This is a genomic window from Actinomadura fulvescens, from assembly GCF_039533225.1.
Taxonomy (GTDB): Bacteria; Actinomycetota; Actinomycetes; order Streptosporangiales; family Streptosporangiaceae; genus Spirillospora; species Spirillospora fulvescens.
The window spans coordinates 709,664-723,789 of sequence record NZ_BAAATD010000003.1; the positions used below are offsets into that span (position 1 = coordinate 709,664).

Consider the following 14,126-nt stretch of genomic DNA (forward strand, 5'->3'; position numbering starts at 1 on the left):
CCGACAGTATTCGGGCGTGGCGCGCGTAATGCCCGTCTCAGGGTGACACTCATGAGGATCATCGAGCAGACTGGGGGCGTTCGCCAGGTTTGGAGGGGTTCAGGGTGACCGTGTTCGACGGGGAGATCTGATGGGCGCCGAGCTCAAGGTCCTGGGCGCCTGCCCGCTGGACTGTCCCGACGGCTGCTCGTGGGTGGTGACGGTCAAGGACGGCGAGGCGACCCGGCTGCGCGGCAATCCGGACCATCCGTACACCCGCGGCGCCCTGTGCACCAAGGTGAACCGGTGGCTGGAGCAGGCCGCCGCGCCCGACCGCGTCCTTCACCCGATGCGCCGGGCCGGCGCCAAGGGCGAGGGCAGATTCGAGCGGATCAGCTGGGACGAGGCGCTCGACGAGATCGCGACACGGCTCGGCCGGGTCGTCGAGGAGCACGGCGGCGAGGCGATCTGGCCCTACTGGGGCACCGGGTCACTGGGCTACATCCAGGGCCTGGGCGGTACTCCCGGGCGCCGGCTCTTCAACACGCTGGGCGCGTCGGGTCACGCCCCCAACATCTGCTCGTGGGCGGGCAGCGAGGGCCTGAAGCAGGCGATGGGCTCCTCGGCGGGCATGGACCCCGAGGACTTCGCCCACGCCAAGCTGGTCATTCTGTGGGGCACGAATCCGCTGACCAGCGGCCACCATGTCTGGAAGTTCATCCAGGACGCCCGCAAGGCGGGCGCTCATCTGGTCGCCATCGACCCCATCCGCACCCGGACCGCCCAGCAGGCGGACGAGCACCTGGCGCCGCTGCCCGGCACCGACGGCGCGCTCGCCCTCGCCCTGCTCAACGTGATCGTCGGCCTCGGCGCCCAGGACGAGGACTTCCTGGCCCGGCACACGCTGGGCTGGGAGGAGTTCCGCGAGCGGATCGCCGAGTTCCCGCCCGAACGCGCCGCGGCCATCACCGGCATCCCCGCGGAGGCGATCGTGGCCCTGGGCGAGCGCGTCGCGCGGACCCGGCCGACCGCCATCCGCGCCACGATGGGCCTCCAGCGCACCGCGGGCGGCGGCATGACGCTGCGGACCATCGCGGGCATCCCCGGGGTGACGGGCGACTGGGCCCTGCGGGGCGGCGGCGTCAGCTACTCCACGTCCGGGCACGCCAAACTCGACCAGGCCGCGGTGTTCCGCGACGACCTGCGGCCGGGGCCGGTGCGCACGCTCTCGATGAGCAGGCTGGGCGAGGGCCTGCTGGAACGGGACGATCCGCCGGTCAAGGCGTTGTTCGTCATCGCGGCCAACCCGGTCGCCAGCTCCCCGCACCAGAACAAGATCCGCGAAGGGCTCGCCCGCGAGGACCTGTTCACGGTCGTGCTGGAGCAGTTCCCCACCGACACCGTCGACTACGCCGACATCGTCCTGCCCGCCACCATGCAGCACGAGCACGCGGACCTGAACACCGGCTACGGGCACCTCTACCTGGCGTGGAACGAGCCGGCGGTGGAGCCCGCGGGCGAATGCCTGTCCGGCACCGAGACGTTCCGCCGGCTGACGCACCGGATGGGCCTGACCGAGCCGAGCCTGTACGACTCCGACGAGCAGCTCGCCGAGCAGCTCCTGTCGTCCGGGCACCCGTGGCTGGACGGCATCACGCTGGACCGGCTCCGCAAGGAGGGCTTCGTCCGCTTCAACGTGCCCGAGCCGTTCCTGCCGTACGCGGAGGAGTTCCCCACGCCTTCGGGCCGCCTGGAGTTCCGGTCCCAGCGGGCGGCCGGCGGCGGGCACCCGGTGCTCCCCGACTACATCGCGCCGGTCGAGGTCGCCGACCCCGAACGGGCCCGCCGCTATCCCCTGGCGCTGGTGTCGGCCGCGTCCCACACGTTCCTCAACACGGTGTTCGGCAACAACGCCGAGCTGCGCCGCCGGTCGGGCGGCCCGGTCGTCGAGCTCCACCCGGACGACGCCGCCGCGCGCGGCCTGGCGACCGGCGACCGGGCCCGGGTGGCCAACGAGCGCGGCGCGTTCGAGGTCACCGTGGCGGTGTCCGACCGGCTGCGCCCCGGGGTCGCGGCCACCACGAAGGGGCACTGGGCGAAGTTCGGCGGCGGCGCGAACGCCAACGCGGTCGTCGACGAACGCGACACCGATCTGGGCGGCGGCCCGGTCTTCCACGACACCCGCGTCGAAGTCGAGCCCCTGGCCTGACCGGGGCCGGTACGGTGTCATCTCATGACATACCAGGCCGCCGACAACACCGGCGAGCTGCTCGACCGGGCGCGCAAGTACGACCGGCAGGGGCGGTTCGAGGACGCCGCCGCCGCGTTCGCCGCCCTCGCCGACGCGATGGAGGCCGGTGGCGACTGGGCCTCGGCCGTCGCGGTGCGGGCCCGGGAGGCCCGCGCGTTGCAGGCCGCGGGCCGGACGGACGAGGCGCTGCACGTGCTGGGCCGCGCCGACCAGGTCGCGGGCGAGCTGCCCGGCGACGCGGCGGAGGCGCGCGCCGTCCTCGACGGCCAGGCCGCCCACGTGCTGGCGGGCGCCGGCCGGACGGGTGAGGCGGCCCGGCGCGCCTGGGGCGCGATGACGGGCTTCCGTGCCCTGCGGGACGACAAGCGCGCCGACCGGGCGGCGGTCCACGCGGCCCGCCTGATCGTCGTCGACGCCGGAGCGCGCGACGCCGTCGCGCCCCTGCGGGACATGCTCGCGCAGATGCCGCCCGCCGGCGACGGCTACCAGCAGGTGGCCGCCATCCTCGCGGAGGCCGAACGGCGTCCCGACCGCGACTACGACATCCTCATCACCGACCACGAGGCCCCCACCTGGGGACGGCTCACCGCCGCGCTCGCGGTGGGCGCGCACCTGGCCGTCGCCAACGGCGTCGCGTGGAACACCATCACCGGCACCGACCGCGACCCCGAGCACAACCGCACGCTGCTCTCCCGCGACTGGGGCATCACCGACACCGGCAGCTGGAAGAGCGCCATGGACGCGCTCCTGGCGGCGGAGAACTGCGATCCGGCCATCCAGATCGTCCTGGACCGGCGCGCGGCCGGGATGACCGACCCGCTCGCCTGGCATTCGGCCATCGCGGGCTGGTGCCAGGACAAGCAGGTCTCCGTGGAGACCACCGAGGAGCTCGTCGGGCTCGCCCGGCAGATCGCCCAGTACGAGGAACGGTTCCGGATCGACGGCCTGCTGCCGCCCGAGGGCCGCGTGGACAGCGTCTTCGGCTACGACTTCGGCCGCGCCGTCAACATGGCCCGGTGGGGGCTGAACGCGGGTTACTGCGACACCGAGACCGCCGAGGAGTGCGTGCTGCGCGCGGGCCACTACGCGTCCAAGGTCTACAAGTCGTGGGAGGACTACTCCGCCGGCTACATCCTCGGCCGCATGCTCCGCTTCGACGACGGCGAGCTCGGCGAGTGGTACGACCGTTCCCTCACCGGCCACCGGATCCTGGTCGAGGACCCCGGCAGCCCCTGGCGAAAGCTCGCCTGGGGCTGACGCGGGGCCGCGACGTTCACGCGACGGCGTCGATCTCCTCGACGATCGCCTGCTTGCCGGGCCCGTCCAGCGACGACGCGGCGACCGCGTTACGGGCGAGCTCGGCCAGCCGCTCGCGCCCGAACCCGAAGATGTCGGCGGCCACCCGGTACTCGCCGGTGAGGGTGGTGTCGAACATCGGCGGGTCGTCGCTGTTGAGGGTGACGAACAGCCCCTCCTCCAGCAGGCGCGGCAGCGGGTGCGCGGCGATGCCGGGGACCTGGCCGGTGCACACGTTGGACGTCGGGCAGACCTCCAGCGGGATCTGCGTCTCGCGCAGGTGGGCGACCAGCCGCGGATCGTCCAGGCACCGGATGCCGTGGCCGATGCGTTCTGCGCCGAGGCCGTCGATGACCTCCCAGATCGTCTCGGGTCCGCTCATCTCGCCGGCGTGCGGGAGGCTGCGCAGCCCGGCGGCGCGTGCCGCGCGGAACGCCTCGCGGATCTCGTCGCGGATCGCGGCCCGCATCTGCTCGATGCCGCCCAGGCCGAAGCCGACGAGGGCCTCCGGCGGGTGGTCCAGCGCGTGCCGGGCCGTCTGCCGGCAGCCTTCCGGCCCGAACTCGCCGGGGATGTCGAAGATGTAGGCGACCTGGATGCCGTAGCGGTCGCGCGCCTGCCGCACCGCGACGTCCAGCGCCTCGGTGATGGCGGGCATCGGCATCCCCATGCGCTGGTGCGTGTAGGGGGTGACGGTCAGCTCGACGTACCGGACGTTCTGCGCGGCCAGGTCGCGGGCGGTGCCGAGGACGAGGGTGGCGACGTCCTCGGGGTCGCGCACCAGGCTGGAGACCGCCTCGTACACCTTCGCGAAGTGCGGGAAGTCGGTGAAGGTGTAGAAGCGGCGGAGCTCCTCCTCACCGGTGGGAACGGGTCCGCCGGGGTGCCGCCGGGCCAGTTCCAGGACGGTCGGCACGGACGCCGAGCCGACCAGGTGGACGTGGAGTTCGACCTTGGGCAGCGCGTCGATGAAGGAGTGCAGGGACGGGGTCGCTGCGGCCCCCGTGAGTTCGTGTGTCGTCATGCCCGGAGACGGTAACAAGAGCGGAGGCCGCCACGACAGCTCAACCGCCTGTTTCTGCCATAAATGCGTCAAGTTCGGCGAATCGGCCGGTCAGCGGGGCGGATGGAGCATGAGCCGCTCGGTCTCGGCCAGGTAGGCGTCGGCCGCCGCGCGGGCGCGGTCCCGGTCGCCCGCGCACAGCGCGTGGACGAGCGGCGCGATCCGGTCCGCTGCGGCGGCCGGGTCGTCGAACGCGTGCCGGAAGACGTCACGGATCTCCAGGTAGGCGTTGAGCAGCGCGTTGACCAGGAAGCCGTACACCCGGTTGCCGGTCGCGGCCGCGATCACCCGGTGGATCTCGCACTCGGTCAGCTGCGCGGTCCCGGTGTCGGCGGCCCCGCGCAGCCGGGCGGCCAGCTCCACGAGCCGGTCGCGCTGCTCGGTGGTGATGTGCACCGCCGCCTTGGCCGCCACCTGCGCCCCGACCTCGCGCCGCACCTCGAAGATCTCGCCCATCCACGAGGGCCCCACGGTGCGGACCAGCAGCGGCAGCAGCTCCGGCCCGCCGAGCCGCTCGTAGTCGCGGACCCGGGTGCCCACGCCGTGCTTGGTCTCCACGAGGCCGACCTGGGCGAGCCGGACGATCGCGTGCTTGAGCGAGGTCCGGGTCACCTCGTACGCGGCGGCCAGCTCGCGCTCGGGCGGCAGGTACGACCCCGGCGGATAGCGGCCGCTCAGCACATCGTCGCGCAGCCGTTCGGTCAGCGCGTCGACGACGGTGTCACGGGCGATCGGCGAGGTCATGGGCGGCTCCGGCGTCCGGGCGAGCGGCGTACGTGGCTCATCCACTGAGCCGCGCCAGCGTGGCAGGCGCTGCCACGCTGCGTCAAGATGGGCACATGCGCGCCGCCCGCCTGATCTCACTGGTCCTGCTCCTGCAGGCACGGGGCACGATGACGGCCGCGCAGCTGGCCGAGGAACTGGAGGTCTCCGAACGCACCGTCTACCGGGACGTGGAGGCGCTTTCGGCCGCGGGCGTCCCCGTCTACGCCGAGCAGGGCCGCAACGGCGGTTACCGGCTGGTCGGCGGCTACCGGACGCGGCTGACCGGGCTGAGCCGCGAGGAGGCCGAGGCCCTCTTCCTGTCCGGCCTGCCAGGACCGGCCGGGGACATGGGCCTGGCCGACGCGGTCGGGGCGGCGCAGCTGAAAGTGCTGGCCGCGCTTCCGGCACCCTTCCGTGACGCGTCCGCGCGAGCCGGGCAGCGCTTCCACCTCGACGCGCCGGGCTGGTTCGGTGACGCGGGCCCGCCGCCGCTGCTGGAACGGCTGGCGCAGGCGGTCTGGCGCGACGAGACCGTGGAGATCCGCTACCGGAAGCAGCGGGAGTTCACCCGGCGCGTCGAGCCGTACGGGCTCGTGCTCAAGAACGGGATCTGGTACCTCATCGGCCAGGCCGGCGACGGCCACCGCACGTACCGGGTCGACCGGATCACGGCGGTCGAGCCGACCGGCGAGGTGTTCGACCGGGACGAGGACTTCGACCTGCCCGGCCACTGGGCCGGGCAGGCCGCCGCGTTCCTGCGGTCCATGCTCCGCGACGAGATCACCGTGCGGCTCAGCCCGCTCGGCCTGCGGCGGCTCAGGTACGCCGTGGAGCCGTACGCGGCGCGGCGGGCCGCCGAGGAGGCGGGCGAACCCGACGGGCGCGGCTGGGTCACCACCCGCCTGCCCGTCGAGTCGCCGGACGTCGCCTACACCGAGCTGCTGCGGCTCGGCCCGGAGGTCGAGGTGCTGGAACCCGCGGGGCTGCGCGACCTCATGCGCGAGACCGCCGCCCGGCTCGCGGACCTCTACCGGTAGGCCCGCCCCTCTACCTGTCTACCTGTAGCCGGTGGTGTCGGCGGGCTTGCCCGCCCACTCGACCTCGGCGATGTAGCGCCAGGCGTCCGGACGGCTGCCGTCGAGGTCGGTGAAGCCGTACACCTGCGCGAGACCGCCGCTCGACAGCGAGCGCCCGGTCCACCGGTGCCGGTCCGGGTCGGCCGCGAGGGCCGCGACCGCACGCCCGACGAACGCGGGCGACTCGGAGATGGCGAAGTGCGGGCTGATCTTGGTGCCGTCGAGCCAGTTGTCCTCGGTGACGCCGTAGTGCTCCAGCATGGATTCCGAACGGATCCAGCCGGGCGTGACCGACACGGCGGTGCACCGGTGCGGTTCGAGCTCGGCGGCCTGCCCGAGCCCCATCCGGATCACCGTCCATTTGGCGAGGTCGTAGAAGTAGCCCGACTCCTTGCGGTACTCCGCGTTGGTCTCCGCGGTGCCGTCGGTGACCTCCACGACCAGCCCGCCGGGGTTCCTGATCAGCAGCGGCAGGGCGCGGTGACTGGTGATGACGTGCGTCTCGATCGCCAGCCGGAGCAGCCGCAGGCCGTTCTCCAGCGAGTGGTCCCACAGGGCGCCGCCGAACTCGAAGAGGTGGTCGGCGCCCCAGATGTCGTTGACGAGGATGTCGAGGCGCCCCCTCTCCTCGTCGATCCTGCGGACGAGCCGGTCGACCTGGTCGATCTCCAGATGGTCGACCTGGACCGCGACGCCCGTCCCGCCGGCGGCGGTGACGAGCTCCGCGGTCTCCTCGATGGTCTCCGGCCGGTTCATCTCCGACCGGCTCTCGCGGGTCGTGCGGCCCGTCACGTACACGGTCGCCCCCGCGGCGCCCAGCTCGACGGCGATGCCACGGCCGGCGCCACGGGTGCCACCGGCGACCAGTGCGACCTTTCCTTCCAGCGCTTTCTCACTCATGTGCACGAGGCTGGCAGGAATACCTGTCAGCCCGCGTCAGGGATCGGCCGCTACTTCCGGCAGAGCTCCAGCACGTTGGCGACGACGCGGTGACCGGAACGCCCGGCCGCCGTGAGGATCGACTCGGGGTGGAACTGCACGGCCCAGCGCTTGCGCGCGGGGTCCTCGATGGCCATCACCACGTCGCCGGTCTGCGCCGTGACCTGGAAGCCCTTCACCTGCTCGGGCTTGGCGTGCAGGGAGTGGTAGCGGGCGGCGGTGAACTCCGCCGGCAGCCCGCCGAGGAGGTCGCCGCCGGTCACCCGTACCTGACCGGGCTTGCCGTGCGCGGGTTCGGGCAGCAGCGACAGCTCGCCCCCCGCGTGCTCCACCATCGCCTGCAGGCCGAGGCAGACGCCGAAGACCGGCAGATCGCGCGCGTCCAGGGCGTCGAGCAGGCCCGCCGTGGCGAAGTCCTCCGGCCTTCCCGGGCCGGGGGACAGCACGACCAGGTCGGGCGCCTGCTCGTCCAGCATCCGCACCGGGAAGCCGTGCCGGAGCGTGACCACCTCGGCGCCCTTCTGGCGGAAGTAGTCGGCGAGGGTGTTGACGAACGAGTCCTCGTGGTCGACGAGCAGCACCTTCAGGCCGTCGCCGGGCCGTTCCGCCGGCTCGGCGCGGCGTTCGGCGGCCGGGTCCTGGCCGTGTTCGAGCGCGCGCAGCAGCGCGCTCGCCTTGAGGTGCGTCTCGCGCTCCTCCTCGTCGGGGTCGGAGTCGTACAGCAGCGTGGCCCCGGCGCGGACGGTCGCGACACCGTCGCGGATCTGGGCGGTACGGAGCGTGAGACCCGTGTTCATCGAGCCGTCGAACCCCACGAACCCCACCGCTCCGCCGTACCAGCGCCGCGGCGACTCCTCGTGGTCCTCGATGAACTGCATCGCCCACGTCTTGGGCGCGCCGGTGACGGTGACCGCCCACATGTGGGTCAGGAACGCGTCGAGGGCGTCGAAGCCCGGGCGCAGCCGCCCCTCGATGTGGTCGACCGTGTGGATCAGGCGCGAGTAGAGCTCGATCTGCCGGCGGCCCAGCACCCTGACACTGCCCGGCACGCAGATCCGCGACTTGTCGTTGCGGTCCACGTCCGTGCACATCGTCAGCTCGGACTCGTCCTTGGGCGAGGTCAGGATGGTCCGGATCTGCTCGGCGTCCTCCAGCGCGTCCGCGCCGCGCCGGATCGTGCCCGCGATCGGGCAGGTCTCCACCCGGTCGCCGTTGACCCGGACGAACATCTCCGGGGACGCGCCGACGAGGTATTCGCCGTCGCCGAGGTTGAACAGGAACTCGTACGGCGCGGGATTGGTCTCGCGCAGCCGCTCGAAGAACGCCGACGGCGAGTCGCACCGCCCGTACATCGCGTGGCCGGGCGTCACCTCGAACAGGTCGCCGCGGACGAACTTCTCCTTGGCCTCCCGCACCATCCGCGCGTAGACGCCCGGCACCGGCTGGGGCGGCAGCTCGGCGGCGACGACGGCCGGCGTCGGCTCGGTCCCGCGCGGCAGCCCGGCGGTGCTCGCCCCGCCGACCGTGAAGTCGTACGACATCCGGTGCGAGACCTCCAGCTTGCGGTCGACGACCACCATCTCGTCGGCCAGGTGCAGCACCAGGTCACGCTGGTCGGCGGGCCGCTCCAGGTTCAGCCGGAGCGGCTCGAACTGCAGCGAGAGGTCGTAGCCGAACGCCCCGTACAGGCCGAGGTGCGGGTCGTCGCACCGGAACAGGCCGACGATCGCGCGGATCGCGGTGAAGACGGTGGGCTGGCGGCTTCGCTCCTCTTCGGTGAAGAACTCCTCGGTCGGCGGAACGAAGATCTCGAACCGGTCCCGCTCGTCCGCCCGCACCTCGCCGATGCCGCGCAGCACCTCGGCGAGCGCCGGGAGCACCACCTCGCCGCGGTCGCCCAGCGCCCGCGCCGTCAGCACCCGGCCCTTGGCGACGATCTCCAGGCAGGGATCGACGTAGGCCATGTGCCAGCGGCTGTAGCGGCCGGGGTACTCCATGCCGGAGCTGAGCACGCCGCCGCGACGCTCCCCCACGGCGGCGACGAGGGCGTTGAGCACGTCGGACTTGCGCTCCGGGTCGACCGGCGTCGCCGTACGGGTGACCCGTACGCCCCCTGCGGTCACGAACTCGCTGGTGTGCGGCTGATATCGATCGTTCTCCACCGCGGTGGCCCCTCGTCGTCAGGCCCTGCACACCGGCGGGATGAGAAAACGACCGCCGGGTGAGGGCGGTCGCCTGGAAGTTCGAGCAAGCACGAATCTGGCACCGCCTCAGCGGCGCCACCACCGGCGGTGGTTCTGGATTCGCATGCGCGAGAGCTTACCTCATCGGTTCCTGGCAAAGGGCGAGCGCGGGTTCTCATTTGCCACGGCGGTTGCCATGATGGTTGCAAGGGACCACTTACAGCACGGGAGCTCGCACTGATGACCGGCCACAACACCGAGTTCGAACTGCGCGGGGTCAACCATGTGGCGCTCGTCTGCAGCGACATGAAGCGCACGGTCGACTTCTACTCCGGCGTCCTCGGCATGCCGCTGATCAAGACGATCGAGCTCCCGATGGGATGGGGCCAGCACTTCTTCTTCGACTGCGGCGGCGGCAACGCGCTGGCGTTCTTCTGGTTCCCCGACGCGCCCGAGCCCGTGCCCGGCGTGTCGGCGCCCAAGAACCTGCCCGACCGCGGGGAGCTGCTGTCGGCGGTCGGCTCGATGAACCACATCGCCTTCGACGTGCCGCCGGAACGGATCGAGGAGTACCGCGACCGGCTCGTGGCCAAGGGGATCGACGTCGGCGTCCTGCTCAACCATGACGACAGCGAGTTCGGCGTGGCCAAGGACGTGCACGAGGGGGTCTTCGTGCGGTCGATCTACTTCAAGGACCCCGACGGGGTCTTGGTGGAGTTCGCCTGCTGGCTGCGCGAGCTGGACCGGCCCGAGGACGTCCGGCACGAGCCGAGGACGGCGGCGGACCGGACCGTCTGAGCTGGGAACTTCCAGATCCTGGACCATCGCACCGATCCGTCCAACTCGTGCCATGTCCGATATTCGCCTGTGATCAGGGAGAAGGTAGGCTCCGGCCACTCATCCCTGGGAGTGACCTGTCTCACCGCGTGGGACAGGGTGTGCGAATGGGCCGGTACGAGGAGGATCCCTTGGCCTCGCAAGAACCGCCGCAGACACCGCGGACCGACCGCAGCCACTGGAACTGGCTGCTGGTGGTCCCCGTGGTGATCCCGCTGCTGACGCTGCTGTTCAACAAGGAGGAGCCCCGTCTCGCCGGCTTCCCGGCCTTCTACTGGCTGCAGTTCGCCTTCATCCCCCTCGGCGTCGTCTGCACCTTGATCGTCTACCGCATGACGAAGCGGAAGGAGGACTGACCGATGAGCGATCACATCACCGAGATCGTCGTCTTCGGCGTGCTCTTCCTGGTCGTCAGCGGCATGGGCTTCGTGGCGGCGCGGTGGCGCCGGCCGGCCACGATGGACAGCCTGGACGAGTGGGGCCTCGGCGGCCGCAACTTCGGCAGCTGGATCAGCTGGTTCCTGATCGGCGGCGACCTCTACACCGCCTACACCTTCGTCGCGGTCCCGGCCCTGGTGTTCGGCGCGGGCGCGATGGGCTTTTACGCCGTCCCGTACACGATCGTCATGTACCCCCTGGCCTTCCTCGTGCTGATCCGCCTCTGGTCGGTGTCGCACGTGCACGGGTTCGTGACCCCGGCCGACTTCGTGCGCGCCCGGTTCGGCTCCCCCACCCTGGCGCTCGTGGTCGCGATCACCGGCATCGCCGCGACGATGCCCTACATCGCGCTGCAGCTGGTCGGCATCGAGGCCGTGCTCAAGGCGATGGGCGTGACCGGCCACCTGCCGATCATCATCGCGTTCGCGATCCTGGCCGCCTACACCTACCAGTCGGGCCTGCGGGCGCCCGCGCTGATCGCGTTCGTCAAGGACGTGCTGATCTACGTGGTGATCATCGTCGCGGTGCTGTACATCCCGAGCAAGCTCGGCGGCTGGGGCGACATCTTCGACGCGGCGGAGAAGAAGTTCGCCGCGACACCCAACGCCGGCGACGGCGTGCTGCTCAACAGCGCCAACCAGCTCAACTACGCGATGCTCGCGCTGGGCTCGGCGCTGGCGCTGTTCCTCTACCCGCACAGCATCACCGGCGTGCTGGCCAGCAAGAACCGCAACGTGATCAAGCGGAACATGGCCGCGCTGCCCGCCTACAGCTTCGTGCTGGGCCTGATCGCGCTGCTGGGCTTCATGGCCATCGCCGCCGAGACCAAGCCGATCGGCACCGACACCAACACCGTGGTCCCGGTGCTCTTCGACCAGATGTTCCCGAGCTGGTTCACCGGCGTGGCCTACGCCGCGATCGGCATCGGCGCCCTGGTTCCCGCCGCGATCATGTCGATCGCCGCGGCGAACCTGTTCACGCGCAACATCTACAGGGAGTACTTCCGCAAGGACGCCACCGACAAGCAGGAGGCCACGGTCAGCAAGCTGGTCTCGCTGATCGTCAAGGTCGGCGCGGTCGCCTGCATCCTGCTGCTCGACCCGCAGTTCTCCATCGACCTGCAGCTGATCGGCGGCGTCGTGATCCTGCAGACGCTGCCGGCGGTGGCGCTCGGCCTGATGACCCGCTGGTTCCACCGCGGCGCGCTGATCGCGGGCTGGGCGGCAGGCCTGGCGTGGGGCCTGTGGATGTTGTACGAGATCCCGAACCCGCTCAAGGGCAAGAAGCACTTCGGCGGCTCGGCCTACAACCTGAGCGAGCTGGGCTTCGACACCAAGATGACGGTCTACGTCGGCGTCCTGGCCCTCGCGCTCAACCTCGTGGTGGCCGTCGTGGGCACGGTGATCCTCAAGGCCGCCCAGGTCAAGGACGGCGAGGACGGCACCAGGTCGGGCGACTACGTCGCCGACGAGGGCGACCCGAAGGTCAAGGAGCTGGAGCTCACCGGCTCCACCTGATCCCCGGCGTGTTCCGCCGAGCCCGGGTGCCCCTTTCGCGGGGCGCCCGGGCTCAGCCCGTGTACGAGGGGTTGGCCACCGCGAGCTTGTCGCGCGTCGCGTCCAGGAGCGCGGCCTTCAGTTCCTCGTAGCGGCCGTCCAGACGCCCTTCCCGGATCGCGGCGGCCAGTTCCGCGTCGCCCGCGAAGCCCAGCCCGGCGAGCCGCGCGGCATGAGCCCGTTCCTGCGCCGCGCCGAGCTCCAGCTCCCTTTCGACCATCCCGAGAACGTTGACGGCGACCAGGCCGTGGAAGCGCGTGCGGCCCTCCAGCGAGCCCAGCACGTCGCGTTCGAGGAACTCCCGGACGGCGGCGACGAGTTCGGCGGCCGCCGGGGCATCGTGCGGCTGGGGCATCGCGGATCCTCTCATCGCGGGGGTGTGGGGGTCGCCCCCCACAGAGAAACGCGGGGGTGTGGGGGTCGCCCCCCACGGAGAAAGGGGACAGAATGCGATTCTAGACCGAGGAGGGGTTCATGAGCTTCGAGGTGCCCGCGTCCGTCCGGCCGATCCGTGGCGCCGTCCACGCTTTCATGACCGAACGCGTCGAGCCCGCCGAGCCGGTGCTGCAGAGCGGCGGGGAGGCGGCGGCCGAGGCCCTCGCCGAGCTGCGGCGGCAGGCCAAGGCCGAGGGGCTGTGGGCGCTCGGCCATCCCAAGGAGCTCGGCGGCGGCGGGCTCCCGTTCCTCGACTACGTGTACGTGAACGAGGTGCAGGGGCGCAGCGAGTTCGGCCAGCTCGCGCTCGGCACCTTCACCCTGCAGGACTCGCTCATGCTCCACCGGTACGCGAGCGCGCCGCAGCGCGACCGGTTCCTCAAGCCCCTGGTCCAGGCGGAGATCAACCCGAGCTTCGCGATGACCGAGCCGGGGATCTCCAGCTCCGACCCGACGCAGCTCACCACCACCGCCACCCTGGAGGGCGACGAGTGGGTGATCCGCGGCCGCAAGTGGTTCACCACGCTGGCGAGCCGCGCCGCGTACACCACGGTCATGTGCCGGACCGAGCCCGAGGGCACCTCGCCGTACCTGTCGTTCAGCATGATCCTCGTGCCGACCGACACCCCCGGTTACACGATCGTCCGCGAGACCCCGGTGCTCGGCCTGGACGGCGCCCACTGCGAGGTTCTGTACGACGAGGTGCGGGTGCCGAAGGACAACCTCCTCGGCCCGCGGGGGCACGGCTTCGTCATCGCCCAGGAGCGGCTCGGCCCCGGCCGGATCTTCCACTGCATGCGCTTCCTGGGCCAGGCGCAGCGCGCGTTCGATCTCATGTGCGCACGGCTGCACGAGCGCACGGCGTTCGGCGAGCCGCTGGCCGCCAAGCAGCTTCTCCAGCAGCACGTCTTCGACTCCTACACCGAGATCCAGTCGTCGCGGCTGCTCACGCTGCACGCCGCGCACAAGATCGACCAGGGTGAGCAGGCGAGGGTGGAGATCGGGGTCATCAAGGTGGCGGCGGCGCGCATGCTGCACAACGTCATCGACCGCGCCATCCAGGTGTACGGCGCGCAGGGGCTGACGCCCGACACCCCGCTCGACCACATGTACCGGCACGCCCGGGCCGGGCGCATCTTCGACGGCCCGGACGAGGTCCACGTGACCACCACCGCGCGGCGCGTCCTCAAGGAGTACAAGGAGGGCCGCAACTGGGAGTTCGGGTTGCGCTGAGTCACGCCCGCCACGGATCCCCGTCCCGGCGGTCCCGTCAAGATTCCCGCCTGTCCGGGATCGGCCGCGCGCCCC

General features: G+C 71.5%; 12 protein-coding genes. 7 read left to right on the plus strand and 5 right to left on the minus strand.

The annotated features are described in order from the left end of the window. The first annotated feature begins 130 nt into the window (after positions 1-130). Together ABD333_RS15320 and ABD333_RS15325 are read left to right on the plus strand one after the other, a co-directional pair. Positions 131-2,188 (plus strand): molybdopterin-containing oxidoreductase family protein, encoded by a 2,058-nt coding sequence (locus ABD333_RS15320; RefSeq protein ID WP_344541438.1) that lies wholly within the window; start codon positions 131-133, stop codon positions 2,186-2,188. Positions 2,189-2,212: 24 nt separating this feature from the next. Beyond that, on the plus strand, positions 2,213-3,487 hold the full coding sequence (locus ABD333_RS15325; RefSeq protein WP_344541440.1) for a DUF1266 domain-containing protein: 1,275 nt from the start codon (positions 2,213-2,215) through the stop codon (positions 3,485-3,487). 16 nt (positions 3,488-3,503) lie between these two features. Here ABD333_RS15325 and add read toward each other — a convergent pair whose 3' ends face one another. Together add and ABD333_RS15335 are read right to left on the minus strand one after the other, a co-directional pair. Beyond that, positions 3,504-4,550: an adenosine deaminase gene (gene add, locus ABD333_RS15330; protein WP_344541442.1), complete on the minus strand. Its 1,047-nt coding sequence runs from the start codon at positions 4,548-4,550 to the stop codon at positions 3,504-3,506. A gap of 90 nt (positions 4,551-4,640) precedes the next feature. Then, positions 4,641-5,333, minus strand: a complete 693-nt coding sequence (locus ABD333_RS15335) for a FadR/GntR family transcriptional regulator (RefSeq protein WP_344541443.1) — start codon at positions 5,331-5,333, stop codon at positions 4,641-4,643. A 95-nt stretch (positions 5,334-5,428) separates the two neighbouring features. Between ABD333_RS15335 and ABD333_RS15340 the strand changes: the two genes are divergently transcribed. Continuing rightward, positions 5,429-6,391 (plus strand): helix-turn-helix transcriptional regulator, encoded by a 963-nt coding sequence (locus ABD333_RS15340; protein WP_344541444.1) that lies wholly within the window; start codon positions 5,429-5,431, stop codon positions 6,389-6,391. Positions 6,392-6,409: 18 nt separating this feature from the next. On the opposite strand, the gene ABD333_RS15345 is transcribed toward ABD333_RS15340, so the two are convergent. Both ABD333_RS15345 and ABD333_RS15350 read right to left on the minus strand, forming a co-directional pair. Further along, complete coding sequence (locus ABD333_RS15345; protein ID WP_344541445.1) at positions 6,410-7,330, minus strand: SDR family oxidoreductase; 921 nt, start codon at positions 7,328-7,330, stop codon at positions 6,410-6,412. Between the two features lie 50 nt (positions 7,331-7,380). Next, on the minus strand, positions 7,381-9,531 hold the full coding sequence (locus ABD333_RS15350; RefSeq protein WP_344541446.1) for an anthranilate synthase component I: 2,151 nt from the start codon (positions 9,529-9,531) through the stop codon (positions 7,381-7,383). A 261-nt stretch (positions 9,532-9,792) separates the two neighbouring features. On the opposite strand from ABD333_RS15350, the gene ABD333_RS15355 reads away from it, so the two are divergent. The 3 genes from ABD333_RS15355 to mctP all read left to right on the plus strand — a co-directional run bounded on the left by ABD333_RS15355 (position 9,793) and on the right by mctP (position 12,344). Next, a complete protein-coding gene (locus ABD333_RS15355) occupies positions 9,793-10,350 on the plus strand; it encodes a VOC family protein (RefSeq protein WP_344541447.1) in 558 nt (185 codons plus the stop codon). Between the two features lie 170 nt (positions 10,351-10,520). Beyond that, positions 10,521-10,745: a DUF3311 domain-containing protein gene (locus ABD333_RS15360; RefSeq protein WP_344541448.1), complete on the plus strand. Its 225-nt coding sequence runs from the start codon at positions 10,521-10,523 to the stop codon at positions 10,743-10,745. 3 nt (positions 10,746-10,748) lie between these two features. Continuing rightward, the gene (gene mctP, locus ABD333_RS15365) at positions 10,749-12,344 is read left to right on the plus strand and encodes a monocarboxylate uptake permease MctP (RefSeq protein ID WP_344541449.1); all 1,596 of its coding nucleotides are present in this window, start codon (positions 10,749-10,751) and stop codon (positions 12,342-12,344) included. A gap of 52 nt (positions 12,345-12,396) precedes the next feature. Here the strand turns inward: mctP and ABD333_RS15370 are convergent, their stop codons facing one another. Further along, positions 12,397-12,738 carry a DUF6285 domain-containing protein gene (locus ABD333_RS15370; protein WP_344541450.1) on the minus strand — a complete coding sequence of 114 codons (342 nt, stop codon included), beginning with the start codon at positions 12,736-12,738 and terminating at the stop codon, positions 12,397-12,399. A 119-nt stretch (positions 12,739-12,857) separates the two neighbouring features. Here ABD333_RS15370 and ABD333_RS15375 point away from each other — a divergent pair, with 119 nt between their 5' ends. Next, positions 12,858-14,051: an acyl-CoA dehydrogenase family protein gene (locus tag ABD333_RS15375; protein ID WP_344541452.1), complete on the plus strand. Its 1,194-nt coding sequence runs from the start codon at positions 12,858-12,860 to the stop codon at positions 14,049-14,051. The last annotated feature ends 75 nt before the right edge of the window (positions 14,052-14,126 follow it).

Coding starts and splice junctions, on each gene's coding strand:
- ABD333_RS15320 (WP_344541438.1), top strand. CDS start 131: ATGGGCGCCGAGCTCAAGGTCCTGGGCGCCTGCCCGCTGGACTGTCCC.
- ABD333_RS15325 (WP_344541440.1), top strand. CDS start 2,213: ATGACATACCAGGCCGCCGACAACACCGGCGAGCTGCTCGACCGGGCG.
- add (WP_344541442.1), bottom strand. CDS start 4,550: ATGACGACACACGAACTCACGGGGGCCGCAGCGACCCCGTCCCTGCAC.
- ABD333_RS15335 (WP_344541443.1), bottom strand. CDS start 5,333: ATGACCTCGCCGATCGCCCGTGACACCGTCGTCGACGCGCTGACCGAA.
- ABD333_RS15340 (WP_344541444.1), top strand. CDS start 5,429: ATGCGCGCCGCCCGCCTGATCTCACTGGTCCTGCTCCTGCAGGCACGG.
- ABD333_RS15345 (WP_344541445.1), bottom strand. CDS start 7,330: ATGAGTGAGAAAGCGCTGGAAGGAAAGGTCGCACTGGTCGCCGGTGGC.
- ABD333_RS15355 (WP_344541447.1), top strand. CDS start 9,793: ATGACCGGCCACAACACCGAGTTCGAACTGCGCGGGGTCAACCATGTG.
- mctP (WP_344541449.1), top strand. CDS start 10,749: ATGAGCGATCACATCACCGAGATCGTCGTCTTCGGCGTGCTCTTCCTG.
- ABD333_RS15370 (WP_344541450.1), bottom strand. CDS start 12,738: ATGCCCCAGCCGCACGATGCCCCGGCGGCCGCCGAACTCGTCGCCGCC.
- ABD333_RS15375 (WP_344541452.1), top strand. CDS start 12,858: ATGAGCTTCGAGGTGCCCGCGTCCGTCCGGCCGATCCGTGGCGCCGTC.